Raw genomic sequence first — 25,050 nt, forward strand, 5'->3', positions numbered from 1 at the left:
CGTGCGAAGACCTCGGGAGGTCGGCGATGAAACGCCTGCGCATCGAGCACCAGACCGGGTTCGTCTACCCCGGCGACGTCGTCGCCTCGTACAACGAAGCCCGCATGCTGCCGCATTCGACCGACAGCCAGTTCGTGCTGAGCTCGTCGCTCGACATCGAGCCGTCGACCTCGGTCAATCAGTACGTCGACTACTTCGGCACGCGCGTGGCGGCCTTCGACGTGTTGTCGCCGCACGGCGCGCTGACCATCACCGCGCGTTCGCTGGTCGAGGTGCGCCCGCGGCCCATCGAGCACGCCGACATCACCTGGGAGCAGCTCGCGGCGGAGGCGGCGCGGTCGATCTCGACGGTCGAGCAGCTGACTCAGACGCGGCGCACGACCCCGCACGCCGAGGTCGCCGAGCTCGCGCGCTCGATCGCCGCCCAGCACGACCGGCCCGGGCCCGCGGCGCACGCGATCGCCGAGGCCATCGGGAACGCGATCGACTACATGCAGGGGGTGACCGGCGTGCACTCCACGGCGGTCGACGCCTGGGAAGCGCGAAAGGGCGTGTGTCAGGACATCGCGCACATCGCGATCGGGGCCCTGCGCGAGGTCGGCATCCCGGCCCGCTACGTGTCGGGGTACCTGCACCCGAAGCCTTCCGCCGAGGTCGGCGAAGCGGTGACCGGAGAGTCGCACGCCTGGGTGGAGTGGTTCGCCGGTGACTGGCAGGGCTTCGACCCGACGAACAACATCGAGATCGGCGACCGCCACGTGCTGGTCGGTCGCGGCCGCGACTACAACGACGTCCCGCCGCTGCGCGGCGTGTACGCCGGTCCCGGCAAGAGCAACCTCAAGGTGAAGGTCACGATCACGCGCGAGACCTGACCCCGGTCAGCCGGATGCCGCGGCGCCCAGGAGCTTCTGGACGTCGCGGTGCAGGCGCGGAAGGTGAGCGTCTTCGCTGCGGTCGGCGCGGCGTGCCCACTCGTCGAGGGCGGTGCGCATCTCGAGGGCGGCGAGGCCGATCGCGGAGCGCACGTCGAGTTCGCTGAGGCCGATGCGCGTCGCGATCTCGGGGACGAACAGGTCGGATGAGGTCGTCTCACGTCGGATGGCGGCACCGAGCAGCGTGGGCTCGTGACCGATCAGCCGTCGGACGCGGAGGAATCTCGCTCTCGCCTGCGCGTCGGCGTGCAGTCGATCGAGTTCGCGGGCGAACACCGTGCGCAGGGCTCGGGTGAGAGCGGCGATGTCGTCGCCCGCCTCGCCGACCTCGGCCAACGCCGCGACGAAGCGCTCGTCGTCGATGAACACGGCGTCTTCTTTGGTGCCCGCGAGGCGGAAGAACGTCCGGGCCGAGACGCCCGCTCGCGCGGCGATCTCGTCGACCGTGGTCCGGGCGACGCCCTTCTCTTCGAACAGGTCGAGGGCGGCCGCGCAGATCTCGAGGGTCGTCTCGCGGCGTCGCCGATCGCGCAATCCCTCCCCGGAGGGGGCCGGTGCGATCTCCATGTCGGCTACAGTAGTCCATGTCTTATTGGCAGTCACTGCCAGAATGTCATTCACTGCTCGTTAACCGTCCAGAGAGGTCGACCATGGTCGCCACCGGAACCGTTCCCACCGCCGCGCCGCCCGGAAAGGCCGCCGTCCGCCCCGGCGCCGTCATCGCGCTCCTCGTCGTCGCCGCGTTCGTCGTCATCCTGAACGAGACGATCATGGGCGTCGCCCTGCCCGAACTCATGCGCGAGCTCGACATCACCGCCGCGACCGCGCAGTGGTTGACCACCGCGTTCCTGCTCACGATGGCGGTCGTCATCCCGACCACCGGCTTCCTCATTCAGCGCTTCCCGCTGCGGGCCCTCTTCTTCACCGCGATGGGTCTGTTCACCCTGGGTACCGTCGTCGCCGCGGCCGCCCCCGGGTTCGGCGTGCTGCTCCTCGGCCGCATCGTGCAGGCCTCGGGTACCGCGATCATGATCCCGTTGCTGTTCACCACGGTGCTGAACGTCGTGCCCGCGAACCGCCGCGGACGCATGATGGGGCTCATCTCGATCGTCATCTCGGTGGCGCCCGCGGTCGGCCCCACCGTCTCGGGGCTGATCCTGTCGACGTTCCCGTGGCGCGCCATGTTCATCGTGATGATCCCGATCGCCCTCATCGCGGTCGCCCTCGGCGCGCGCTGGGTGCGGAACCTCACCGAGACCCGTCGCGTGAGCCTCGACGTCGTGTCGGTGGTGCTCTCGGCCCTCGCGTTCGGGGGCATCATCTTCGGCCTGTCCAGCATCGGCGAGGCGGCGGGCGGCCACGCGATCGTGCCGGTGTGGATCCCCCTCGTCGTGGGCGCCCTCGCTCTCGCGACCTTCATCGTGCGGCAGGTGCGCCTCGGTTCGACCGACCGCGTGCTGCTCAATCTGGCGGTGTTCCGTCATTCGACCTTCACGCTCGCGGTCATCCTCGTGGTCGTCGCCATGACCACTCTGTTCGGCGTGCTCATCCTGCTGCCGCTGTACCTGCAGAACGTCCTCGGTCTCGGAACCCTCCCGACCGGTCTCATGCTGCTGCCCGGAGGTCTGCTCATGGGCCTCATGGCGCCCATCGTCGGCAACCTCTTCGACCGTTTCGGCGCGCGCCCTCTCGTGCTGCCGGGGGCGATCGTCGCGAGCATCGCGTTGTGGGGCTTCGCGACCCTGTCGGCGAGCACTCCCATCGGTCTCGTCATCGCGGTGCACTGCGTGCTGAGCCTCGGTCTGGCCTTCATGTTCACCCCGCTGATGACCGCAGCCCTCGGGTCGCTGCCGCGCGAGCTCTACCCGCACGGCTCCGCGATCGTCTCGACGGTGCAGCAGCTCGCGGGCGCCGCCGGGACGGCCGTCTTCGTGACGCTCATGACAGTCGGCGCGGCCGCCGCGATGACGAACGGGGGAGCGTCGATGGTGGATGCCACGGCATCCGGCATCCACACGGCGTTCTTCGTGGCGGCGTGCCTGTCGTTGGCGGTCATCGTGCTCGCTGCATTCGTTCGCACGCCGAAGCAGGTCGACGGGGTCGAGGGGACGCCGGCGCACTGACGCTGGTCGTGGGGCCCTCTCGCGCGTACGATGTGGTCTGACCACATTGACGAGAGGGTCCCCATGGTTCAGCGTCAGCTGCCGAAGGTCGGCGAGCTCCTCGAGCTCATGCAGTTCAAGAAGCCCGAGCTCGACGCGCGCAAGCGCCGCCTCGACGCCGCGCTCACGATCGCGGACCTGCGCACGATCGCCAAGCGCCGCACGCCCAAGGCCGCGTTCGATTACACCGACGGCGCCGCCGAGGGCGAACTGTCGCTCGACCGCGCCCGCCGCGCGTTCGAAGACGTCGAGTTCCACCCCGACATCCTGCGCCCCGCCGCCGACGTCGACACCTCGTGCCAGATCCTCGGCGGTCCCTCGGCCCTGCCCTTCGGCATCGCGCCCACGGGCTTCACGCGTCTCATGCAGACCGAGGGTGAAACGGCCGGTGCCTCCGCGGCCGCGGCCGCCGGCATCCCGTTCACGCTCTCGACCCTCGGCACCACCTCGATCGAGGGCGTGAAGGCCGCGAACCCGGTCGGTCGCAATTGGTTCCAGCTCTACGTCATGAAGGACCGCTCGATCTCGTACGGTCTCGTCGAGCGCGCGGCGAAGGCGGGCTTCGACACCCTACAGTTCACCGTGGACACCCCCATCGCCGGCGCGCGCCTGCGCGACAAGCGCAACGGCTTCTCGATCCCGCCGCAGCTGACGGTCGGCACGATCGTCAACGCGATCCCGCGCCCCTGGTGGTGGATCGACTTCCTCACCACCCCCAAGCTCGAGTTCGCCTCGCTCAGCACCACCGGCGGCACCGTCGGCGAGCTGCTGAACGCCGCGATGGACCCCACGATCAGCTACGACGACCTCGACGTGATCCGCGGCATGTGGCCCGGCAAGATCGTCGTCAAGGGCGTGCAGAACGTGACGGATGCCGCACGCTTGGTCGACCGGGGTGTCGACGGCATCGTGCTCTCCAACCACGGCGGGCGCCAGCTCGACCGCGCGCCCATCCCCTTCCACCTGCTGCCGAAGGTCGTGCGCGAGGTCGGCAAGGACGCCACGGTCATGGTCGACACCGGCATCATGAACGGCGCCGACATCGTGGCATCCATCGCCCTCGGCGCGAAGTACACCCTCATCGGCCGTGCCTACCTCTACGGCCTCATGGCCGGCGGGCGGCAGGGCGTCGACCGCACGATCGCGATCCTGCGCAGCGAGATCGAGCGCACGATGACCCTGCTGGGCGTCTCGTCGCTCGACGAGCTCGAGCCCCGCCACGTCACACAGCTCACGCGGCTCGTGCCGGTGGCCGATCAGGCGGTCGACGCGCGGGTGTGACGCCCGCTGCGCACCCTCGGTGATTCGCGCATCCTCAGCCGAAGAGGGCGGGATGCCGCTGAGGTCGTGCGGATCGCTGAAGATCTGCGAGGGCGAGACCCCCCGTCACCGACAGAACGGCCGTCCGAATCCGAACAGCACGCCGCCGACGGCGACGCCCTCGTCCGACCCCGTCGACCACTGTTCGCCCACGTTCGTGCGTACGGTCACCCGATCTGTGCGGAACAGCGAATACGACCCGTCGTCGGGCACCCTCGCGGCCCGGAACCACGGGGGGATGTCGGCGATCACGACGCGTCCGTCGACCAGCAGGTCGAAGCTGCGGGGCTCCCACCCCTCGTACGCCCAGGCCACCACCGCTCCGCGTCGGCGAGCGTCCACGTGATGCGGAACGTCCGCGTCTCGCTCGTGTCTCCGGCCGGACTCCAGGTGGCCGCCCCTGAACCGTACGAGGAGTGCGCGCCGGTGGAGCCCGAGAGACGCCCGTCGAACACCGTGCTCTGCGGGATGAAGCCGTCGCAGGTGCCGAAGCCTGCCCCGGTCCCCTGCTCGACGCGGAGGATCAGGTGGTCGGCCAGGCCCGCGGTGCCCGACACGTCGTCGGCGTACAGGCGCACCTGCGAGGCCAGGCTTCCGGTCGAGGTGACGGCGATGCAGTTCGTCTCGCCGTCGCCGGGCTTGGCGTTGCCCGCGGTGAACAGCGCGCGGCCGGCATCGTCGTCGTCGAGCTGGGCGGTTCCCGCCCGCCAGCTGTTCTGCTGGTTCGACCCGGTGTCGGAGAAGGCGGCGTACGAACTCGTCGACACCAGGACGCCGGCCGCGATGAAGGCGGCGGGTACGGCGATCGCGGGGGCGATGCGAGAGGAACGGCGTGTGAATTTCGGCATGATGAATCTCCCCCCGAGATCAGTAAGCGAATCAGACACCCGCACGATAGGGGAGCGAACCGGTCGCTTCGCGCAGCGGCTTTCGGCTTGACAGGCCCCCCGGAGACATGGCATCCATTCGAGTGAATGGACTAATCGGCTCGCACCTCATTGTCCTCGCGACGACGCGCGGCTGCCCCGAGCGTCAGCGTCGAGGCGAGGCCCAGGGTGAGGAACGCGGCGGCGGTGAAGGCAGCGGCTTTCGTGCCGTCGCTGAACGCCGCGCGGGCGTTGATCGCGAGATCCCGGGTCTCAGGTGACGCATCGAGGCCCGCGATCGCCGCTCCGGCGCTGTCGACCACCTGTGAGACCACCTGATCGCGCTCGGCCGCGGCGATGCCGCGATCGTCGAGAGTGGATGCCAACACCCCCGCCGTGGTCGAGAACAGCACGGTGCCGAGGATGGCGACGCCGAGCGCTGCTCCGAGCTGTCGCGACGTCGACTGAGTGCCGGAGGCCTGGCCGCTCGCGGACGGCGGGACGTCGGCCAGGACCACGCCCGTGAGCTGCGCCGTCGCCAGGCCCACGCCGAGCCCGTACACGAAGAGGAAGGGGATGAGCGGGCCCCAGACGGCATCCGGCCCGATGGTGAAGGCGACGCCGGCGACGCCGATGATCTCGGCGAGAAGCCCGCCGCGCACGATCCAGACCGGAGCGACCTTGCCGCTGAGGGCGCCCGCGACCCCGCTGGCCACGAACGACCCGATCGCCAGCGCGAGCAGCAGCAGGCCCGTCTGCAGGGCGTCGAAGCCCACGACGAACTGCAGCCAGAGGGGGAGGGCGAGGATGATGCCGAACTCACCCAGAGACACGACGGCCGCGGCGATGTTGCCGTTGCGGAACGAGGTGATCCGGAACAGATCGAAGGCCAGGAGCGTCGAGCGACCGTGACGCTGGCGGCGGAGGCCCCACGCGGTGAACGCGACCAGGGCGACCACGGCCACCGCGAAGGCGATCGGCACGGGCGAGATCGGAAGCGGCCAGCTCCCGTCGCCGATCGAGGGGGCGGTCGCGACCGTCCACCATCCGTAGGTGCGCCCCTCGATGAGTCCGAACACGAGCGGGGCCATGGTGAGCACCGAGAGCAGGGATCCGACTCCGTCGATGCGCTCGGCCCGATCGCTGCGCGATTCGGCGACCGTGAGGGCGACGCCGATCACGATGATGACGCCGAGCGGGATGTTGATCCCGAAGGCCCATCGCCACGAGAAGGCTGTGGTCAGCCAGCCGCCGAGCAGGGGGCCGACGGCCGCCATGCCGCCGATCGTCGAGCCCCAGACGGCGAAGGCGATGCCGCGCTCGCGGCCGCGGAAGGTGGCGTTGATGATCGACAGGGTCGTCGGCAGGATCATCGCACCGCCGACTCCCTGGACCAGGCGCGACAGGATCAGCAGCCCTCCGGTGGGGGCCGTGGCCGCGGCGATCGAGGCGCCCGCGAAGATGATCACGCCGAGCAGCATGAGCCGGCGTCGCCCGAATCGGTCGGCGAGGCTGCCGAAGACGAGCAGGAAAGATGCGAAGACGAGGGTGTAGGCCTCTTGGACCCACTGCACCTCGGTCGACGAGATCTCGAGCTCTTCGACGATCGAGGGCACGGCGACGTTGACGATCGTCGAGTCGACGATGATCAGCGACACGGCGATGCTGATGAAGACGAGCCCCGCCCAGCGGCGCCCTGCCTGTGTTCCGTTCATGTCGCTAGCTTATCTAGCTAAATGCGTCGACGCGAGGGGTTGCGCGCGCGACCATGACCGCCTCCGGCGAACGCGGGGCGCGACCTCTCGAATCGGGCGTTCGCCCTCAGTCCCCGTGACGCGGGCGAGGCGTCGCTCGCGGCGAGCGCTCGCCCGGGGGCAACGGGATCGGCGTGGTTCCGGCGATCTCGTCGCTGAAGTCCTCGGGTTCGGGTGCGATCGTGGTGATCGGACGCGTCTCATCGAGCGTGAGGCGGAACCGCTTCGTCTCGTGTCGGTGCAGGCGGCCCGACAGTGCCGTCCAGGTCGCGCCGATGCCGCACGCGATGACCGCCACGACGGCGGCGAGGGCGATCGCCACGCGCGGGCCGAACTCCGCCGCCACCGCGCCCACGATCGGCGCGCCCACGGGCGTCCCTCCGAGGAGGATCGCCATGTACAACGCCAGGACCCGACCGCGCAGGACGGGATCGGTCGTCGTCTGCACGTACCCGTTCGCCGTCGTGAGCGTCGTGACCACGCAGAACCCCGTCAAGACCAGGGTGGCCGCGTACGCCCCGTAACTGGGGGCGAACACGGAGAGAGCGGATGCCACGGCGAAGCCGCCGGACCCGACGATCACGACCCGCATCCGGGCGCGTTCCCGCCGCGCGGCGAGGAGCGCGCCCGCGAGCGAGCCGATGGCGACGAACGAGCTCAGGAGTCCGAAGCCATCCGCACCGCGGCCGAATTCGAGCGCCATCGTCGAGGCGAAGATCGGGAAGTTCATGCCGAAGGCCCCGAGCAGGAACACCATCACGAAGATGACGACGAGGTCGGGTCGCCGGGCGACGTAGCGGAAGCCGTCGGCCAGTCGCGCCGGGCCGCCGCGGCGGTGGCGCGCCACGAGTTCGTGCGGCCGCATCACGAAGAGCGCCGCCAGCATGGCGACGAAGGTGATCGCGTTGACGAGGAACACCCATCCGGTGCCCACGATCACGATCATCACGCCCGCGGCGGCCGGGCCGATCAGGCGGGCCATGTTGAAGGACGCGGCGTTGAGCGCGACGGCATTGGACGCGTTCTCTTGGGACACGAGGTCGGACACGAAGGCCTGGCGCGCCGGGTTGTCGAAGGCGGTGACCACGCCGAGGGCCAGTGCGAACCCGAACATCAGCGGCAGGGTCATCGCTCCGCTGAGCAGCAGGACGCCGAGCGTCACGGCCAACAGCAGCAGGGCACTCTGCGTGCACATGATGAGCTTGCGGCGGTCGAAGCGGTCGGCGACCCACCCGGTGACGCTCACCAGCAGGAGCGGGGGAGCGAACTGCAGGGCCATCGTGACGCCCATGGCCGCGGCGTCGTTGTCGGTCAGCTGGGTGAGGACGACCCAGTTCTGGGCCGTGGACTGCATCCAGGCGCCGACGTTGGAGACGAGGGCTCCGATGAACCAGACGCGGTAGTTGAAGATCGACAGCGACCGGAACATCGACGTGCTCATCTGTCGGCCACCTTCCTCATGATCGTCGTCGCTCGAGCGAGAACCTGTCTTTCTTCGGCGGAGAGCTCGGCGAGAGCCTCTTCGACGAAGGCGTCTCGTCGGCGCACCGTTTCGTCGACGATGCGGCGCCCGAGGTCGGTGAGGTCGATCGTCACGCGCCGGCGATCGATCTCGTCGGGGATGCGCGAGATGTATCCCGCCTCCTCGAGGAGCGACACCGTGCGGTTCATCGAGGGTGCCGTGACGCGCTCCCGGTCGGCCAACTGCCCGAGTGTGTGAGCGCCGTGAACGGTGAGGGCGGCGAGGACGGCGAATTGCCCGTCGCTCATGGTGTCGACGGCGCGCTGGGCCCGGAGGCGGCGCGCGAGCCGGAATGTCGCCATCCGCAGCTCGGACGCCGCCGCACTGTGGTCAGAACTCAGGTCGGTGAGGGGGGATTCGTCGACGCGATCATTCATGTTCCTCTGGACAGGGTAGCTCATTAGCCTTGCTAAGGGAATGGTCGGGCGGGGTCGCCGACGGGGCCGCCGCCCTAGACTCCCCCCATGCCCGAGTTCGACGACGCCTACGGCATCCGCATCGTCTACGACGTGTACGAGGCGGTCGAGCCCCGCGCCGTCGTGCAGCTGCTGCACGGGGTGGGCGAGCACGCCGGCCGCTACGGCGCCCTCATCGAGGCCCTCGTCGGCGCGGGCTACACCGTCTACGCCGACGACCATCGCGGCCACGGCCGCACGGGGCTCGGGCAATGGGGAGGCGATCACGCCAAGCTCGGGCGTCTCGGCCCCGGCGGTCTCGGCGCCGCCCGCGACGCGGTGTGGACCCTCACGCAGCGCATCCGCGAGGAGCACCCCGACCTGCCGCTCGTGCTGCTCGGACACTCGTGGGGCTCGTTCCTCGCGCAGATGCTGCTCGATCGGCATCCGGATGCCTATGACGCGGTCGTGCTGAGCGGCTCGGCCCTGCGCTGGCCCGGGTCGTTGAACGCGGGTGACCTGAACGCGCCATGGAAGCACCTCGGCGGTTCCGGAATGCAGTGGCTCTCGAGCGATGAACAGGTGGGTCGCGACTTCGTCGCTGATCCCCTGACGACGTCGACGCCCCTCGCGCGCCTGTTCGGACCCCTCGAGACGCTCAAGCTCATGGGGCGCCCTCGTCGCGACCTCGGCCGCGACGTGCCGATGCTGCTGATGGTGGGTCGCGATGACACCGTGGGCGGCCCGCGCAGCGTGCACCGCCTGGCCGACGCGTACCGGCGGCGGTCGGGGCTGACGGATGTGACGACCCTGGTGTATCCCGGGGCGCGGCACGAGATCTTCGCCGAGCGCGAGCAGGCCGCGGTGCGCGCCGATCTGCTGGCGTGGCTCGACGAGCGGATCCCGTCGCGCGTCTGACCGCGTGGGGCTGTTCGTCGTCGTGCAGACTCGTTCGAACATGCGAAATAACAAGAACACTCACTAACTCACACGTCGTGATCTAAGCGTTACTCGCGCGAATTGACCTCGTCGCGCTGACCGGCGAAGCTGAAGTCGCCGAAAGCGGGATAAACCGCCTCGATCGGGCCACCTGGTCCCTCATTGCCGAGGAAAGCGCACATCGACGTGACGACTCTAGATACACCAAAAATCACACAAACAAACAAAAGCTCACGTCGGGCCAGTCGGCCCGAGCGGCTCGGAAACGGGATGTTCGCCGTGCTGCTGGTGGTGCCGGGTATGGCGCTCATGGCGGTCGTCGTCGCATACCCCCTTGTCTCTGCGCTGGTCACCGCGTTCTTCACGCAGAGCCTCGTGCTGCCCGGGCGCGAGTTCGTCGGCCTCCAGAACATCGTCGACGTGCTGGAGGACGACTTCTTGCGTCTGCTCGGACAGACGCTCGTCTTCACCCTGGGCACGACCATCGCCCCCTTCGTGATCGGCTTCGCCCTCGCGCTCGCGCTGAACACGCAGATCCGTGGATCGAAGGTGTTCCGCGGCCTGATGCTCATCCCCTGGCTCGTGCCCGGCGTCGTGGTGTCGTTCCTGTGGATGTGGATCTTCAACGCCAACTACGGCGTCATGAACGCGATCCTCGAACCGCTCGGGGTCTCACCGCAGGCCTGGCTCGCGCAGCCCGGAACCGCGATGTTCGCCGTGATCGTCGCGAAGACCTGGCAGTCCTTCCCCTGGATGATGGTCATGCTCCTCGCGGGCCTGCAGACCGTGCCGCGAGAGCTGCACGAAGCCGCCGAGATGGACGGCGCGGGAACGGTCCGCCGCTTCTTCTCGATCACCGTCCCGCAGATCGGCGGGATCATCGGCCTGGTGCTGCTGCTGGAGTTCATCTGGAACTTCCAGCACTTCGACATCATCTACGTGCTCACCGGCGGCGGCCCCGCCGGCTCCACCGAGACCTTCGCCACCTCGGTGTACGAGACCGCCTTTCACGGCTTCGACCTCGGCCGCGCCGGCGCGCTCGGCCTGCTGTGGCTCGTCCTGCTGATGGCGCTCGTCGTCGTCTACGTCCGATTCTCCGAGAGGAGTGAGAAGCGATGACCAGCACCGCCCTCCCCACCGTCGCCCCTGCCCCCGAGGCCCCGCCCGTCGTCGTCGACGCTCCCGCGCGTCGCCGCCGACGCCAGAGCTCAGGCCTGCGCTCCGATCGTCCGGGAGTGCGCCTCGCGTCATGGGCCGCGCTGATCGTGTGCGGCGGGTTCGCCCTGCTGCCGGTCTACTGGCTGCTCGCGACCTCGCTCACCCCTCGCGATCAGGTGTTCTCGTACCCGCCGAAGCTGTTCCCCACCGAGATCACCTTCGACGCCTACATCTCGCTGACCTCCAACCCGCAGCTGTTCACCTACCTGCAGAACAGCGTGATCGTCTCGGTCATCACGGCCCTGCTCTCGGTGATCGTGTCGGCCTACATGGGCTACTCGTTTTCGAAGTTTCGCTACCGCGGTCGCCGGCAGCTGATGTACTTCGTGCTGGCTTCGCAGATGTTCCCGCAGGCCCTGTTGCTGGTCACCCTCTACAGCGTGTTCAGCGCCTACGGCCTGCTCAACACCTACACCGCTCTCGTGCTGTCGTTCACGACGTTCACGCTGCCGCTGTGCGTCTGGATGCTGAAGGGCTTCTTCGACACCATCCCCGATGAGCTCATCGAGGCCGCCCGCGTCGACGGCGCCTCGCGGCTGCGCACCATCCACTCGATCGTGCTGCCGCTGGCGGCCCCGGGGCTCGTCGCCGCCGGACTCTTCGCCTTCGTCCGCGGCTGGAACGACTTCATCTTCGCCCTGACGCTCGCCGGTCCCGACAAGCAGACGCTCCCGCCCGGACTCGTCAACACCTACGTCGGCGAGGCGGCCACCGCCTGGCCTGAACTCATGGCGGCATCGCTCGTGGTGTCGCTCCCCGTGGCCGTGGCGTTCATGCTGCTGCAGCGGTACCTGGTCAGCGGTATGACGGCCGGCGCCGTCAAGGGCTGACCCCGACTTCTCTCTCTGCTCGCCCTGTCAAGGAGGACACCTATGTCTACGTCTCTGCCCAACCCGCTCATCACGCGCCGTCGCGCGCTGCAGTTCTTCGGCATCGGTGCCGCGGCCGCAGCGCTCGCCGGATGCGTCCCCACCGGAAGCAGCGGCCCCGCCGCCGGCGCGGCGGGACTGAACGGCGCCGACCCCACCGATTTCGCGTTCGCTTCCTGGTCCCTCACCGAGGAGTCCGCCAAGCCGGCGCTCGAAGGCACGCTCTCGTCGTACGAGAAGGCCAAGGGCGTCGCGGTCAAGCGCACCGCGTTCCCGTACAACGAGTACATCAACCAGCTCATGCTCCAGGTGACCGGCGGGCAGTTCACCGGCGCCGCGCACGTCGACGTCGCGTGGCTCGGCAGTCTCGCGGCCACCGGAAAGCTGCAGGACGTCTCGGCGTTGGCATCCGGCCGCGGATACACTTCGTCGGCTCTGCAGGCGGCCACGTTCGACGGCGTGCAGTACGCCCTGCCGTGGACCATCGGCGCGATCGGCCTGATCGCCAACTCCGAGACCCTCGGCAAGGCGGGCCTGTCGGCCGACGCGTTCCCGACCACGGTCGACGAGTTCGAGAAGGCCCTCGTCTCACTGAAGGGCCTCGGCGGGGGACTCATCCCCTACGCCGCGTCGACCAAGGCCGCGCAGCTGAAGGACATCCTCATCTGGATGCAGACCTTCGGCAGCCCGCTCGTCGACGGCGACACCATCACGATCGGCGACGACGCCAGCGTCGAGGCCGTCACCTGGTACAAGGGCCTCTACGACCAGGGCCTCATCGCCGCCGACGTCGACCGCTTCGACGCCCGCAGCCTGTTCGCCCAGGGACGTGCCGCGATGTACGACGACGCCCCGGTGGGCCGCGGAGCGGTCACCAAGGAGTCGCCGGATGCGAACCTCGCCACCAAACTCGCGCCGGTGTCGCGTCCCGTGCTGAAGAAGGGCGAGACCCCGCGCGCCCTCGTCTGGGGTGGCGCGATCGCGGTCGTCAACGGCACCGGTGCTGCGACCGCGGGCGACTTCGCCCAGTACGCCACGAGCGACCTCGACGCCATCCTCGCCGACTACGCGATGCGCGGTCTGCCGCCCGCGACGACCGAGGCGCTGTCGTCGTCGGAGGTCGCCTCCGACGCTTTCGGCGCCCAGTTCAGCGAGCGCATCACCGCGACAGCGAGCTCGAACCCGCTGTGGAAGTTCACCGCGTACTCGCAGATCGAGTCGGCGATCGCCGATCGCGTGCAGGCCGTCCTGATCGGGTCCGCCTCGCCGAAGGACGCCATGAAGCAGGCCGGCGAGGCCGCGCAGAAGCTGGTCGGTTGAGATGAGGATCCTCCGCGGGGGGAGCGCGGTCGCGGTTGCGGCGCTCGCCCTCGGGCTCGTCGTCGCGCCCTCGGCGTCGGCGACCGTGAGCTCTGCGACGACCGTCGAAGAGCTCCCCTTCGCCGTCGACTCATCGAACCAGGCGGCATGGTGGAACCCCCTCGACGTGGTCGGCGAGACGACGCTCTTCGCCTTCAACGCCCCGGCCGCCCAGGCTGCTCGACACGAGGTGCACCTCGCCTCTCGCTCTGCGGACGGTGCGTGGACAGAAGGATGCCTCCGTGCTTCGGCGCAGACGGCGTGCGTCACCTTCGTGGACGACAACGGTCATAACCAACCGTCCATCGTCGTCGACGGCGACGGGATCATCCACGCCTTCGTCTCGATGCACAACGAGCAGTGGAACTACTTCCGCTCCGACACCGCGGGCGACGTCCGCACGATGGTCGACCGGACCTCGACCATGCCCGACCTCGACGTCGACATCACCTACCCGGTCACGGCGCGCGGAGCCGACGGCGACGCCTGGGTGCTGGTGCGGACCGGTACGGATGCCGACGGGGCACGGGAGGGCGTGCTGTATCGCTACGACCGCACTGCCGGTGCGTGGGCGCGAGAGACGACGATCGCCGCGGCGAAGGGGTACTCCTTCTACCCCGACGACCTCGAGGTGTCGCCCGACGGTCGGGTGCACGTGCTGTGGGAGTGGGGTCCGTTCCCCGCCGACCCGGCGCGGCATCTCGGCTCGTACGCCGTCTATGACCCCGCGACGGGGTCGCTCACGGACGCCGCGGGCACCACGCTGGTCGCTCCGATCACCCCCGCCACGGCGGGATCGGTCGTCTGGCGCCCCTTCGTGCCCGGCGAAAGCATCCGCAGCTATACCCCCGCGGTGCAGTCGGCCAAGCTCGCCCTCGACGGTTCTGCTCTCGCGGGGGTCGCATATCGCTTCGTCGAGGCGGATCGTTCGGCCTACGACGCGCATTTCGCACGGTGGGACGGCTCGGGATGGGTCGATGAGAAGGTCCTCGACACCGCGGCCCTCGGCGACGGTGTCGCCACCTCGGCAGCGGTCGACGTGACCCGGGCGGGGACGACGACTCGGCTCTACACCGTCGTCACCGCTCAGGTGTGCGGCGAGGTGCGCAGCCGTGCCGTCGTCGCTGAACGCGATGACGCCGCATCGTCGTGGACCTTCGCCGGCATCGGCGAATCGGGCCTCGGGCAGCAGCGTCTGCGCGTCCAGACGCGGTCGACCGACGACGCCGACATCGCGTACCTCTCGGCGCCGGCCGCGGCTCCCGCCCGGCTCGCGCGGGCGGTCGTCCCGCGCGACGCCGCAGTAGGACCCGCCACCTCCCTCTCGACCCTCGTCGCCGACCTCCGCGATGACCCGGGAGGGGTCAACGTGGCTCTCGGTGCCACGGCGACAGCCTCGTCGAGCCTGCGGTCCGACACGGGCCCGTCCCTCGCCGTCGACGGCGTCTGCAGTGACGCCAGCCGATGGATCTCGGCGGCGGGTGACTCCACTCCGTGGATCTCGGTGGACTTCGCTGCGGCGGCGCTCCACGAGGTGCGCGTGCGGAGCGGTTACAGCGCGGACACGGGTTCGGCGGCCGTCCTCCGTTCGTTCGACGTGCAGGTGCACACCGCGGCGGGCTGGACGAGCATCGGCTCCATCGCCGGGAACACGCAACGCCTGGTGAGCATCCCGGCCACGGGAGTCGTCGCGGACGGGGTGCGCCTGTTGATCAGCGACCCCTCGGCGTCAACCACCGACGTCGCGCGGGTCTTCGAGATCGAGGCGATCGCCGTGGACTGAGCCCATCGACCTCCCCTCGCACGACACTCGGACGCCCCCGCGTCCCCAGGAAGGACACCCGCAGTATGCGTTCACACACGGCCGACTACGACGTGGTCGTCGTCGGTGGTGGGCTCTCCGGAGTCGCCGCCGCCATCGCCGCCGCCCGGCTCGACCGACGCGTCGCCCTCATCAACAACCGACCGGTGCTGGGCGGGAACTCCTCGTCGGAGGTCCGGGTCTGGGTGTGCGGGGCGACCGCGCACGGCAATCAACGCTGGGCCCGCGAGAACGGGATCATCGGTGAGCTGTACCTCGAGAACCAGTACCGCAATCCCGACGGGAACCCCATCCACTGGGACGACGTCGTGCTGGATGCCGTGCGCGCCGAGCCGAACATCTCGCTGTACCTCAACACCGATGTCCGCGACGTGGTCGCCACCGGCCCCGAGGGGGCGCGTCGCATCGAGTCGGTGACGGGGTGGACCATGGGAGCCGAGACCGAGACGCGCTTCGTCGCCCCGGTCTTCCTCGACTGCACCGGTGATGGACTCGTCGGTCACCTCGCCGGGGCGCGGGCGCGGCTCGGCAAGGAATCGCGCGGAGAATTCGACGAGGACTGGGCGCCGGAAGAGGCCGAGCGCACTTTTCTCGGCTCGACGCTGCTGTTCTACACGAAGGACGTGGGGCACCCGGTGCGCTTCGTCGCCCCCGCCTCGGCGAAGTCGATCCTCGAGACCCCGATCCCGTCATCGCGCATCATCCGCAGCGGTGACAGCGGTGCGCACTATTGGTGGATCGAGTGGGGCGGTGAGCTCGACATCGTCCACGACAACGAGCGCATCCGCGACGAGCTGCGCTCGGTGATTCTGGGCATCTGGGACCACATCAAGAACTCGGGCGAGTTCGACGCCGAGAACCTCGATCTCGAGTGGATCGGCAATGTGCCCGGCAAGCGCGAGTACCGCCGCCTCGTCGGCGACTACACGCTGCACCAGCGCGACGTGATCGAACAGACGCGATTCGACGACGGCGTGGCCTTCGGCGGCTGGTCGATCGACCTGCACCCGAAGGAGGGCATGTACGCGACGGGTGCGGGCGCCGTCCAACGCTTCTCGAACGGAGTCTTCGAGATTCCGTTCCGCTCGCTCTACTCCGCTGACGTCGAGAACCTCCTGATGGCCGGGCGCGACATCTCCGCCACGCACATCGCCTTCGGGGCCGCGCGCGTGATGGCCACCTGCGCGGCGATGGGCGAGGCGGCCGGGACAGCGGCATCCCTCGGCCTCGCCCGTCGAACGACCCCGCGGGGGCTCTACGAGAACCACCGCGAGGAGCTCCGTCAGCTCCTGCTGCGTCAGGACGCCCCGCTGATCGGCGTCGTCGATGCCGATCCGGCGAACCTCGCCCTCTCCGCCCGTGTCTCGGCTTCGGGCGTGCGGGCGGGACTCGGCCCGAGCGACATCGCGGTCGCCCGTCCGCATCCGCTCACCGAAGATGTCGGAGTCGTCGTTCCCGTTCACCCGTGTCTCGACGGATTCGAGGTGCGTGTCGCCGCCGAGCAGGACGTGGACCTCGCGGTCGAGGTGTGGTCGACGGGGCTCGCCCAGAACGTCGTGCCCGAACGCCTCGAGCATGCCGTCACGGTGGCCGTGGCCGCGGGGGATGCAAGGTGGGTGCACGCTCCGGTGCGCTGGGAACCCGAGACTCCGGCGAACGCCGTCATCGTCGTCCGCGCCCAGACCGGGGTCACGCTCTTCGTGACGGACGAGCTGCCCCCCGGCGTTCTCACACTCGTCCACACCTCGGACGCCGAGGATCAGAACGTGCAGGTGAGCCTCGACGAGCTGCTGGTGCAGTGGCCGACGAAGCCGCTGCGGGGGCGGTCGGTCCAGTTCCGCGTTCCCACCGCATCGGAGGCGTTGGCACCGGAACGCGCGGTCGGTGGATACCAGCGCCCCTTCGGCGGACCGAACCTGTGGGCCTCGGCACCGTTGACCGAGGCAGAGGCGTGGCTGCGGCTCGATTGGGACCGGCCCGTCGTCGCGCGCGAGATCGTGCTGGTCTTCGACGACGACCCCGACATCGAGCTGAACACCCTTCACCATCACCGCGATCCGCACCTCGTGATGCCCTCGCTCGTCGACACGTACCGGGTCGAGATCCAGGTGGCCGGGTCCGAGGAGTGGACCGAGGTCGCGACCGTGGCGGACAACCGTAGCCGCCGGCGCAGCCACCCGCTTCCTCCCGGAATGGGCGCGATCGACGCCGCCCGCGTGGTCGTGACGGCGACCCACGGCGCTCCGGAGGCCCGCATCGTGGCCTTCCGTGTCCAGGAGTGACATGCCGCGCGATACCGTAGCCCCCAGAACAGACCGCTCGGCGGTGCGCGCGAGCGCCGCCCGGTCCTCGACGAGGAGTCCCGCCATGACCGACACGCCTTCGGCCACGCGGCGGATCTCGCCGCTCTCGCGCCGACAGCGCACCCGGATCATCGCGCTCGCCGTGCCCAATCTCGAGGAGCCCTACTTCGCCGAGCTCACGACCCTGCTGGCGCGCGGGGCCGAGGCGCGCGGGTTGTCGATCCTCATCCAGCAGACCGAGGGCGACCATCAGCGGGAGATCGACGTCGCGAACGGGGTGGGGCTCCCCGAGACCGACGGCCTCATCCACATCCCGCGTTCTCTGACGGTCGGGGACCTCACCCGGCGTACGGATCCGGGACCGCTCGTGCTCCTCGGTGAGCACATCGCGGTCAGCCCTTTCACGCACGTCTCGATCGACAACCGCCGCACGGCTGACCTGGCGACCGCGCATCTCGCCGACGCCGGGTGCCGCCGGGTCGCGTTCCTCGGACCTCGCGTGTCACGCCCCTCGGATGCCGCCGACCAGCGTTTCGCCGGGTACCGCGACGCCGTGTCGCGCCTGGGCCTGGCCGACGACCCGGAGCTCATCGTCTCGGTCGATGCGTTCACCTCCGAGGAGGGCGCGGCGGCGCTGGGCCGACTTCACTCCTCGGGCGTCGCATACGACGGCGTGGTGTGCTCCAACGACTCCGTCGCTTTCGGCGTGCTCGCGGCTCTGCACGAGCGCGGGCGGGCGGTGCCGAGCGACGTCGCGGTGATCGGCATCGACAACGTGCACGCCGCGCAGTTCTCGGTCCCTGCGCTCTCGTCGGTGGCGCCCGACGATCACGGGATCGTCGAAGCGGCGTTCACCGAGCTCGAGCGTCAGATGGCGGCTCGGCCCGGCGCGGACGTTCCGGTGCGACACATCGTGGTGGATGCCACGGTGATCGCGCGAGCGAGTACCGCGCGGTGAGCCCGGCTCTCGCCGTCCGTTCCCCGCGCGGGGGCGGGCGGGTCTCAGTCGTCGCCGTGGGCGGCCACCCACAGCTCGGTGACGTGCGCGCGCAGCGTCTCTTCGGCGTCGGGCGCGAGTCCCTCGTCGGTGACCACCAGGTCGACCTCGTGCAGATCCACGATGGTGGTGAGTCCCACGGCTCCCCATTTCGTGTGGTCCGCGAGGACGACCGCTCGGCCCCCCGCCGCGACGAGGGCGCGGTTGGTCTCGGCCTCGAGCAGGTTCGAGGTCGTCAGCCCCGCTGTGAGGTCCAGGCCGCGCACACCGAGGAAGACGATGTCGCAGTGCAGATGCTCGAGGGACGCGACGGCGACCGGACCGACCAGTGCGTCGGCGGGAGTGCGGACGCCGCCGGTGAGCACCACCGTCTGCGTGTAGGGCTCGTCCGCTCTGTCGGGGCGGGCGAACACGTCGGCGACGGGCAGGGAGTTCGTCACGATCGTCAGGTCGTCGATGCCGCGGAGCTCGCGCGCGAGAGCCCACGTCGTGGAGCCTCCGCTCAGTCCCACCGACATGCCCGGCTCGACGAGCTCGGCCGCGCGGCGGGCGATGGCCCTCTTGCCGTCTCCGTTGCGGCGGGACTGCGTGGCGAAGTCACGGGATGCCGCGACTCCGGGCTGCGGCGTGCGAGCGCCCCCGCGCACCTTATCGACGCGGCCATCGGCCGCCAGCACGTCGAGATCGCGCCGAATGGTCATCTCGCTGACCCCGAGGGTCTCGGCCAGATCGGGGACCGCGGCGGCTCCCTGTCGGCGAACCTCGGCCAGGAGGCGGGATCGGCGTTCGGCGGCGAGCACGATCGCTCCTCTCGTTCGGGCCTCCAGTCTTCCACGGCGGCCCGCTCGTGAACGGCGTCATCGCCGATCCCGCGGGGGAGGGCGATTACGGCTTCGAGCTGCCGGCCCTTCGCGCGGTGCCCCCGGTCGCTCCGCCCGTCGGTTTCGCCGAGCGCTGGGAAGCCTGGGCGGCGGCGGCAGCCGAGGTCGACCCCGATCCGAGGATGACACCCCTCGGGCGCGCGGACGGGCGGTCGCTCTTCCTCGTCGACCACACCGTCGCCGACGGTCTGCGCGCTCGCGGGTGGTTCGCGACCGCGGTGGGCGGAATGCCGCCGCGGGTGGGGATCGTCCACGGTCACGGCTACGGCGGGCGCGAGGCGCCCGACTTCGATCGCGTCCCGGACGATGCGGCGGTCTTCTTCCCCGTCGCGAGAGGACAGGGGTCGCTCAACGCCGGGCTCGGCGCACCCACGCCCGCCGACGGGCACGTGCTCCACGGCATCCACTCGATCGACGAGTACGTTCTCGGCCGATGCGCCGTCGATCTCTGGCATGCCGGGTCGGCGCTGAGAGCTTTGGCCGGACCGATCCCGCTGTACTACGTGGGCGAGAGCTTCGGCGGCGGGATCGGGGCGCTCGCTCTTCCCTGGGATGACCGTTTCGTGGGGGCGACGCTGATCGTGCCGAGTTTCGGCCAGTACGATCTGCGCCTGCGCCTGCCCTGCGAAGGCAGTGGCGAGCGTGTGCGGGCTCACGTCGGGGCCCACCCTGCGTCGCGCGAGGTCCTGCGCTTCTTCGATGCGTCCACGGCGGCGACGTTCGTCCGCGTGCCGGTGCGCGTGGAATGCGCTTTACGCGACCGTCACGTTCCCCCGCCCGGGCAGTTCGCCGTCGCCAACGCGATCGACGAGGCGACGGGTGCCGAACTGGAGCTCGACGTGCAGCCCTACGGCCACCGCGAGTACCGCGGACTCGACGCCGTCCGCTCGCGGGCATTCGCCGCGACCCACGCGCACATCGACCGGGTGCTCTCGCGAGCGTCCGCGGAGAAGGAGAACCCGTGACCCAGTTCGACCTGCCGCTCGCCGACCTCGAGGCCTTCCGCCCGCCGCGAGAGGAGCCCGCCGACTTCGACGCCTTCTGGGCCGAGACGCTCGGCGAGGCAAGGGCGGCGTCGTGGACCGCGCGCTTCACCCCGCTCGACACCGACGACACCGGTGTGACCGGCGTCGAGGTCGACGATGTCGTCTTCGCGGGCTTCGGGGGGCACGAGGTGCGCGCGTGGCTCCTGCGCCCGCGCGGAGCTTCGGGGCCTCTGCCGTGCGTCGTGCAGTACATCGGCTACAACTCCGGTCGCGGCCTCGCCCACCAGCACACGCTGCTGCCCTCCGCGGGGTTCGCGGTGATGGTCATGGACACGCGGGGGCAGAGCAGCGGCGCGCTGCCCGGGGCGACCTCCGACCCCGTGGGCGGAGCGCCGCACGTCGCCGGTCGCGTGACCGAAGGGCTCGACGATCCTTCCCGCTCCTACTACCGCCGTGTCTTCTGCGATGCGGTGCTCGCAATCGATGCGGTCCGCTCGCACCCGGCGATCGATGCGACGCGCGTCAGCGTGTGGGGCGGGAGCCAGGGCGGGGGCATCGCGCTCGCCGCAGCGGCGTTGAGCGAGGGACTCCGGTTCGCCGCGATCGACTTCCCGTTCCTCAGTGCGATGCGTCGGGCGGTCGCCATTACCGACGCCGCGCCCTACAGCGAGATCATCGCGTACCTGCAGACTCGGCGCGGCGAGGAAGAGGCGGTGTTCCGCTCTCTCTCGTACCTCGACGGCGTCAACTTCGCCGCGCGAGCGAGGGTTCCCGCCCTCTTCTCGGTGGGACTGCGCGATGCCGTGTGCCCTCCGTCGACCGTCTATGCGGCGTACAACCATTACGTGGGCGAGAAGAGCATTCGCGTCTACCCGTGGAACGGACACGAAGGAGGCGGCCCGGTGCACCAGCTCGAGGTGCTGCGGGCTCTCGCCGCGCGCGGCTGAGCGGGGCGTCCTTCCCTCTCGTCGAGCCGTCGACGAATATTGCTCCTCATTCCGACATCTTTTGGTTGCCTTACCGCAAAAGCCGCACTACTGTCGGAAGGACCAGGACACCTCGACGACGAGTCCCCCACCACCCCGGGTCGCCCTCCATCCCCCTCGGAGCGCCCCTCTCGAACGGCTCCGCCCCCACGGAGTCGTGCCGTCGTGCGTACCCGGTATTCGACGTCCCTCAACGAAGAACGGACCCCCGCGTGAACACTTCGGACACCCGCCGCACCGCCGACGTCGGCGCCTGGTTCATCGGCGCTCGCGGCTCGCTCGCGACCACGGCCACCCTCGGCATCCACGCCCTCGCCCTGGGCGTCGCGACGCCCGTCGGCCTCACGACCGAGACCGACGCGGTGCGCGTCGACGAGTTCCCCGCGATCGCCGACATCGTCGTCGGCGGACACGACATCTCGTCGACCCCGCTCGAGGAACGCGCGCGTCAGCTCGCCGCCGGCGGGATGTTCCCCGTGGCCCTCGTCGACGCGGTGGCCGAGCGCCTGCGCGAGACCGAGCAGAACCTCCGCCCCGTCCCCACGATGACGGCGACCCAGCAGGACGAGATCGACCTGCTCGCGGCCGACATCGCCGACTTCCGCGACCGTCACGACCTGCGCGAGGTCGTCGTCATCGACGTCTCGTCCACCGAGCCCCTTCCCCCGTACCACCCCGGATTCGAAGACGACGCCCTCCTGCACGCGGCCCTGACGACCCCGGGTGTGCGGGTCCTTCCGCCCAGCTCGCGCGCCGCCCTCGCCGCCATCGCGGCCGGAGCCGCCTACGCCGCCTTCACCCCCTCGGCATCCCTCAACCTCCCCGTCCTGCGCGAGCGCGCCGAACGCGCGGGCATCGCGTACGCGGGGCAGGACGGCAAGACCGGCGAGACGCTGCTGCGGACGGTGCTGGCGCCGATGTTCGCCGCCCGCGGGTTCCGGGTGCAGTCCTGGGCCGGCACCAACCTCCTCGGCGGCGGCGACGGCGCGACCCTGGCCGACCCCGAGGCCGTCCGCTCCAAGCTGGTGTCGAAGAACCGCGGTCTGCACGCTCTCGTCGGCGACGACGTCGTCACTCCGCTGCACATCGACAACGTGCCCGACCTCGGCGACGTGAAGACCGCGTGGGACCACGTCAGCGCGACAGGGTTCCTCGGCAGTCGCGTCACGCTGCAGACCACGTGGAGCGCCTACGACTCCGCTCTCGCGGCGCCCCTGGTCATCGACCTCGTCCGAGCGCTGTCTCTCGCGACCCGCGCGGGCCACGCGGGGGTCGTCACCGCCCTCGGCTGCTTCTTCAAGGATCCGTGGGGGAGCGACGTCCACGGCTTCGGCGAGCAGACCGCCCAGTTCGTCTCGTGGGTGCACGAGACCGCAGCCGCCGTCGCGGCAGCCCGGGTCGCCGCACCGTGACGCGGGTCGCGGACTACCTCGACCTCGTCCGCGCCCCCGCCTCGCTCACCGTCCTCGGCGACGCTCTCGTCGGGGCGTTGAGCGCGCGCGGGCCGGGCGGCGACGGTCCCCTGCGCGTCGGCGCGCTCGCGGCCGCGTCCGTCTGCCTGTACAGCGCCGGGATGGCGCTGAACGACTGGGCGGATGCCGACCTCGATGCGCTCGAGCGCCCCGAGCGCCCCATCCCCTCGGGGCGGATCAACCGCGACCGCGCGCTCGCGGTAGGCGTCGGTCTCACCGCCCTCGGGGTGGGCGCGGCGTTCGCCGCCGGCCGCCGCTCGGGTCTGGTGTCGGTCGCTCTCGCCGGAGCGCTGTGGGCCTACGACACCGCGTTCAAGCCGACGGCGGCCGGTCCGGTCGTCATGGCCGTCTGCCGCGGGCTCGACGTGATGATGGGTGCGGCCGGGCCGGGGTGGCGCTCGGCCCTGGTCCCCGCGGGTGCGGTCGCCGCCCACACGGTCGCCGTCACCGCGATCTCGCGGGGCGAGGTCGACGGGTCGACGGCGAGCACCGGTCGCGTCGCCGTGGCCACGAGCGTCGCCGTGGCGGCATCCGGTCTCCTCGGACGCTCGAACCGCTCCGCCGCCGTGCTCGGGGGAGCGCGCTACCTCGCCGCGGTCCTGCCCGGCCAGTTCGCGGTCGCTCGTGATCCCGGGGCGGCTCGGGCACGGGACGCCACCCGGGCGGGCATCCGCGCCGTCGTGCCCCTGCAGTCCGCCCTCGCCGCCCGGGCGGGCTCACCGCTGGCGACCGCGGCCCTGCTGGGCATCGAGATTCTCAGCCGCGTACTCGGCCGCCGCCGTTCGACGGGAGACATCACATGAGCTGGACCTGGGGATACGGCACCAACGGCTTCACCGACCACCCGCTGCCCTCCGCCCTCGACGTGCTGCAGCATCACGGGTACGGCGCCGTCGCCCTGACCCTCGGTCACCCCCACCTCGACCCCTTCGCCCCCGACTGGCGCGAACAGAGCGAGGCGCTCGCTGCGGACCTCCGCCGCCGGGGACTGCGGGTGGTCGTCGAGACGGGCGCACGCTACCTGCTCGACCCCCTGCGCAAGCACCGGCCGACCCTCGTCGACCGCGACGCCGCGTCGCGCATGGCCTTCCTGCGGCGGGCGGTAGAGATCGCCGCGATCCTGGATGCCGAGTGCGTCTCGCTGTGGAGCGGGGTCGTGCCCGACGACGTCTCCACCGATCAGGCGCGCGTGCTCCTCGAGGAACGTCTCGTCGAGCTCGCCGCGTTCGCCGCCGACGCCGGCGTCACCCTCGCTCTCGAGCCCGAGCCGGGGATGCTGGTCGAGACCGTGGCCGACGCCCTCGCGCTCCGCGCCCGGCTCGGCCACCCCGCGAACCTCGGCCTCACGGTCGACCTCGGTCACTGCGTGGTGGTCGAGCCCGACGGGGTGGTGGGTGCTCTGCGAGCGGCGGGCCCCCTGCTGCGCAACGTGCAGGCCGACGACATGCTCCCCACCGCGCACGAGCACCTTCCGTTCGGGGAGGGCGAGCTCGACCTGGATGCCGCCCTCTCGACGCTGCGCGAAATCGACTACCGCGGCGTGATCGCGGTGGAGTTGCCGCGGCACGCGCACGCGGCCCCCGAGCTCGCGGCGTCGAGCATGGCGGCGCTGGTCGCGGCGGGGGAGCGCTCGGTCATCGCCCCGACGCGGAGCGCGGTCGAAACCTCGTCCTCCGGGGACGGTCGGCCCCTCCACCCCTGGACCGCCCTCGCCGTCGAGCAGGTGCGCGCGGATGCCGCCCGCGCCGCGCGCCTGTTCGCCGCGGCGGGTCGCGAGGTGGGGCGGGACCCCCTCTCGGCCGCGCCGTTCGGCCCCACCGCCGACGATGTCGCCCGCGCCGCCCTCATCGCGGCCCTGGCCGACAGCGGAGCCGACCCGGCCCTGGCGGTCGCGCTGTATCGCCGCGGCGACGACGCCGAGCGCCGCGGGGTGCTGCGCGGCCTCGACGCGATCATCGCGCCCACCGCCGCCTGGCGTGAGGCCGGTCTGGAGCTCGTCGCGGACGCCCTCCGCGCCAATGACACGCGACTGGTCGCCGCCGCCCTCGGGCGCTTCGCCGCCGACCACCTCGACGACCACGCGTGGCGTCACGGCGTGCTGAAGTGCGTGTTCCTCGGCATCCCCCTCTCGGTCGTCGTCGCCCTCGACGCCCGCGCCGACGACGAGCTCGCCGCGATGGCGGAGCGCTTCGCCGCCGAGCGTCGTGCCGCCGGCCGTTCCGTGCCCGACGACCTCTCCTTCCTCCGTGCTCGCGAAAGGGCCTGAC

General features: G+C 70.6%; 22 protein-coding genes. 15 read left to right on the forward strand and 7 right to left on the reverse strand.

Annotation, left to right across the window (positions count from 1 at the left end):
- Positions 1-26 precede the first annotated feature (26 nt).
- Positions 27-872 carry a transglutaminase family protein gene (locus BLS25_RS05670; RefSeq protein ID WP_056224456.1) on the forward strand — a complete coding sequence of 282 codons (846 nt, stop codon included), beginning with the start codon at positions 27-29 and terminating at the stop codon, positions 870-872.
- Positions 873-878: 6 nt separating this feature from the next.
- On the opposite strand, the gene BLS25_RS05675 is transcribed toward BLS25_RS05670, so the two are convergent.
- Positions 879-1,499, reverse strand: a complete 621-nt coding sequence (locus BLS25_RS05675) for a TetR/AcrR family transcriptional regulator (protein WP_056224455.1) — start codon at positions 1,497-1,499, stop codon at positions 879-881.
- A gap of 83 nt (positions 1,500-1,582) precedes the next feature.
- Here BLS25_RS05675 and BLS25_RS05680 point away from each other — a divergent pair, with 83 nt between their 5' ends.
- Together BLS25_RS05680 and BLS25_RS05685 are read left to right on the forward strand one after the other, a co-directional pair.
- Positions 1,583-3,055, forward strand: a complete 1,473-nt coding sequence (locus BLS25_RS05680) for an MDR family MFS transporter (RefSeq protein ID WP_074694727.1) — start codon at positions 1,583-1,585, stop codon at positions 3,053-3,055.
- Positions 3,056-3,118: 63 nt separating this feature from the next.
- Positions 3,119-4,375, forward strand: a complete 1,257-nt coding sequence (locus BLS25_RS05685; protein ID WP_074694728.1) for an alpha-hydroxy acid oxidase — start codon at positions 3,119-3,121, stop codon at positions 4,373-4,375.
- Between the two features lie 105 nt (positions 4,376-4,480).
- Here BLS25_RS05685 and BLS25_RS05690 read toward each other — a convergent pair whose 3' ends face one another.
- The 5 genes from BLS25_RS05690 to BLS25_RS05710 all read right to left on the reverse strand — a co-directional run bounded on the left by BLS25_RS05690 (position 4,481) and on the right by BLS25_RS05710 (position 8,933).
- Positions 4,481-4,666: a hypothetical protein gene (locus BLS25_RS05690; protein ID WP_176786314.1), complete on the reverse strand. Its 186-nt coding sequence runs from the start codon at positions 4,664-4,666 to the stop codon at positions 4,481-4,483.
- On the reverse strand, positions 4,663-5,262 hold the full coding sequence (locus tag BLS25_RS05695) for a hypothetical protein (RefSeq protein WP_074694730.1): 600 nt from the start codon (positions 5,260-5,262) through the stop codon (positions 4,663-4,665). Before BLS25_RS05695 ends, BLS25_RS05690 begins: the two co-directional genes overlap by 4 nt.
- A gap of 131 nt (positions 5,263-5,393) precedes the next feature.
- The gene (locus BLS25_RS05700) at positions 5,394-6,995 is read right to left on the reverse strand and encodes an MFS transporter (RefSeq protein ID WP_074694731.1); all 1,602 of its coding nucleotides are present in this window, start codon (positions 6,993-6,995) and stop codon (positions 5,394-5,396) included.
- Positions 6,996-7,101: 106 nt separating this feature from the next.
- Positions 7,102-8,475, reverse strand: coding sequence for an MFS transporter (locus tag BLS25_RS05705; RefSeq protein WP_074694732.1), 1,374 nt, complete (start codon positions 8,473-8,475; stop codon positions 7,102-7,104).
- Complete coding sequence (locus tag BLS25_RS05710; RefSeq protein ID WP_074694733.1) at positions 8,472-8,933, reverse strand: MarR family winged helix-turn-helix transcriptional regulator; 462 nt, start codon at positions 8,931-8,933, stop codon at positions 8,472-8,474. Before BLS25_RS05710 ends, BLS25_RS05705 begins: the two co-directional genes overlap by 4 nt.
- A gap of 87 nt (positions 8,934-9,020) precedes the next feature.
- Between BLS25_RS05710 and BLS25_RS05715 the strand changes: the two genes are divergently transcribed.
- The 7 genes from BLS25_RS05715 to BLS25_RS05745 all read left to right on the forward strand — a co-directional run bounded on the left by BLS25_RS05715 (position 9,021) and on the right by BLS25_RS05745 (position 18,419).
- Entirely contained in the window at positions 9,021-9,869 is an 849-nt protein-coding gene (locus tag BLS25_RS05715; protein WP_074694734.1) for an alpha/beta fold hydrolase, read from the forward strand.
- Positions 9,870-10,160: 291 nt separating this feature from the next.
- A complete protein-coding gene (locus tag BLS25_RS05720) occupies positions 10,161-11,009 on the forward strand; it encodes a carbohydrate ABC transporter permease (RefSeq protein WP_176786315.1) in 849 nt (282 codons plus the stop codon).
- A complete protein-coding gene (locus BLS25_RS05725) occupies positions 11,006-11,938 on the forward strand; it encodes a carbohydrate ABC transporter permease (protein WP_074694735.1) in 933 nt (310 codons plus the stop codon). Before BLS25_RS05720 ends, BLS25_RS05725 begins: the two co-directional genes overlap by 4 nt.
- Before the next feature lie 42 nt (positions 11,939-11,980).
- Positions 11,981-13,297: an extracellular solute-binding protein gene (locus tag BLS25_RS05730; RefSeq protein ID WP_074694736.1), complete on the forward strand. Its 1,317-nt coding sequence runs from the start codon at positions 11,981-11,983 to the stop codon at positions 13,295-13,297.
- A gap of 1 nt (position 13,298) precedes the next feature.
- Positions 13,299-15,119 carry a BNR-4 repeat-containing protein gene (locus BLS25_RS05735; RefSeq protein ID WP_074694737.1) on the forward strand — a complete coding sequence of 607 codons (1,821 nt, stop codon included), beginning with the start codon at positions 13,299-13,301 and terminating at the stop codon, positions 15,117-15,119.
- 65 nt (positions 15,120-15,184) lie between these two features.
- Entirely contained in the window at positions 15,185-17,440 is a 2,256-nt protein-coding gene (locus BLS25_RS05740; RefSeq protein WP_074694738.1) for an FAD-dependent oxidoreductase, read from the forward strand.
- Between the two features lie 85 nt (positions 17,441-17,525).
- The gene (locus BLS25_RS05745; protein WP_074694739.1) at positions 17,526-18,419 is read left to right on the forward strand and encodes a LacI family DNA-binding transcriptional regulator; all 894 of its coding nucleotides are present in this window, start codon (positions 17,526-17,528) and stop codon (positions 18,417-18,419) included.
- A 44-nt stretch (positions 18,420-18,463) separates the two neighbouring features.
- On the opposite strand, the gene BLS25_RS05750 is transcribed toward BLS25_RS05745, so the two are convergent.
- Positions 18,464-19,258, reverse strand: a complete 795-nt coding sequence (locus tag BLS25_RS05750) for a DeoR/GlpR family DNA-binding transcription regulator (RefSeq protein ID WP_056224428.1) — start codon at positions 19,256-19,258, stop codon at positions 18,464-18,466.
- Between the two features lie 47 nt (positions 19,259-19,305).
- Here BLS25_RS05750 and BLS25_RS05755 point away from each other — a divergent pair, with 47 nt between their 5' ends.
- The 5 genes from BLS25_RS05755 (at position 19,306) to BLS25_RS05775 (ending at position 25,049) form a co-directional block, all read left to right on the forward strand.
- Positions 19,306-20,304, forward strand: coding sequence for an acetylxylan esterase (locus BLS25_RS05755; RefSeq protein ID WP_074694741.1), 999 nt, complete (start codon positions 19,306-19,308; stop codon positions 20,302-20,304).
- Positions 20,301-21,272, forward strand: coding sequence for an acetylxylan esterase (locus BLS25_RS05760; RefSeq protein ID WP_074694742.1), 972 nt, complete (start codon positions 20,301-20,303; stop codon positions 21,270-21,272). The genes BLS25_RS05755 and BLS25_RS05760 overlap by 4 nt, the downstream gene beginning before the upstream one ends.
- Before the next feature lie 251 nt (positions 21,273-21,523).
- Positions 21,524-22,723 (forward strand): inositol-3-phosphate synthase, encoded by a 1,200-nt coding sequence (locus BLS25_RS05765; RefSeq protein WP_074694743.1) that lies wholly within the window; start codon positions 21,524-21,526, stop codon positions 22,721-22,723.
- On the forward strand, positions 22,720-23,586 hold the full coding sequence (locus tag BLS25_RS05770; protein ID WP_074694828.1) for an SCO3242 family prenyltransferase: 867 nt from the start codon (positions 22,720-22,722) through the stop codon (positions 23,584-23,586). The genes BLS25_RS05765 and BLS25_RS05770 overlap by 4 nt, the downstream gene beginning before the upstream one ends.
- On the forward strand, positions 23,583-25,049 hold the full coding sequence (locus tag BLS25_RS05775; RefSeq protein WP_074694744.1) for an EboA domain-containing protein: 1,467 nt from the start codon (positions 23,583-23,585) through the stop codon (positions 25,047-25,049). The genes BLS25_RS05770 and BLS25_RS05775 overlap by 4 nt, the downstream gene beginning before the upstream one ends.
- The last annotated feature ends 1 nt before the right edge of the window (position 25,050 follow it).

The organism is Microbacterium testaceum StLB037 (assembly GCF_900104345.1).
GTDB classification, from domain to species: domain Bacteria; phylum Actinomycetota; class Actinomycetes; order Actinomycetales; family Microbacteriaceae; genus Microbacterium; species Microbacterium testaceum_A.

Coding starts and splice junctions, on each gene's coding strand:
- BLS25_RS05670 (WP_056224456.1), top strand. CDS start 27: ATGAAACGCCTGCGCATCGAGCACCAGACCGGGTTCGTCTACCCCGGC.
- BLS25_RS05675 (WP_056224455.1), bottom strand. CDS start 1,499: ATGGAGATCGCACCGGCCCCCTCCGGGGAGGGATTGCGCGATCGGCGA.
- BLS25_RS05680 (WP_074694727.1), top strand. CDS start 1,583: ATGGTCGCCACCGGAACCGTTCCCACCGCCGCGCCGCCCGGAAAGGCC.
- BLS25_RS05685 (WP_074694728.1), top strand. CDS start 3,119: ATGGTTCAGCGTCAGCTGCCGAAGGTCGGCGAGCTCCTCGAGCTCATG.
- BLS25_RS05695 (WP_074694730.1), bottom strand. CDS start 5,262: ATGCCGAAATTCACACGCCGTTCCTCTCGCATCGCCCCCGCGATCGCC.
- BLS25_RS05700 (WP_074694731.1), bottom strand. CDS start 6,995: ATGAACGGAACACAGGCAGGGCGCCGCTGGGCGGGGCTCGTCTTCATC.
- BLS25_RS05705 (WP_074694732.1), bottom strand. CDS start 8,475: ATGAGCACGTCGATGTTCCGGTCGCTGTCGATCTTCAACTACCGCGTC.
- BLS25_RS05710 (WP_074694733.1), bottom strand. CDS start 8,933: ATGAATGATCGCGTCGACGAATCCCCCCTCACCGACCTGAGTTCTGAC.
- BLS25_RS05715 (WP_074694734.1), top strand. CDS start 9,021: ATGCCCGAGTTCGACGACGCCTACGGCATCCGCATCGTCTACGACGTG.
- BLS25_RS05720 (WP_176786315.1), top strand. CDS start 10,161: ATGTTCGCCGTGCTGCTGGTGGTGCCGGGTATGGCGCTCATGGCGGTC.
- BLS25_RS05725 (WP_074694735.1), top strand. CDS start 11,006: ATGACCAGCACCGCCCTCCCCACCGTCGCCCCTGCCCCCGAGGCCCCG.
- BLS25_RS05730 (WP_074694736.1), top strand. CDS start 11,981: ATGTCTACGTCTCTGCCCAACCCGCTCATCACGCGCCGTCGCGCGCTG.
- BLS25_RS05735 (WP_074694737.1), top strand. CDS start 13,299: ATGAGGATCCTCCGCGGGGGGAGCGCGGTCGCGGTTGCGGCGCTCGCC.
- BLS25_RS05740 (WP_074694738.1), top strand. CDS start 15,185: ATGCGTTCACACACGGCCGACTACGACGTGGTCGTCGTCGGTGGTGGG.
- BLS25_RS05745 (WP_074694739.1), top strand. CDS start 17,526: ATGACCGACACGCCTTCGGCCACGCGGCGGATCTCGCCGCTCTCGCGC.
- BLS25_RS05775 (WP_074694744.1), top strand. CDS start 23,583: ATGAGCTGGACCTGGGGATACGGCACCAACGGCTTCACCGACCACCCG.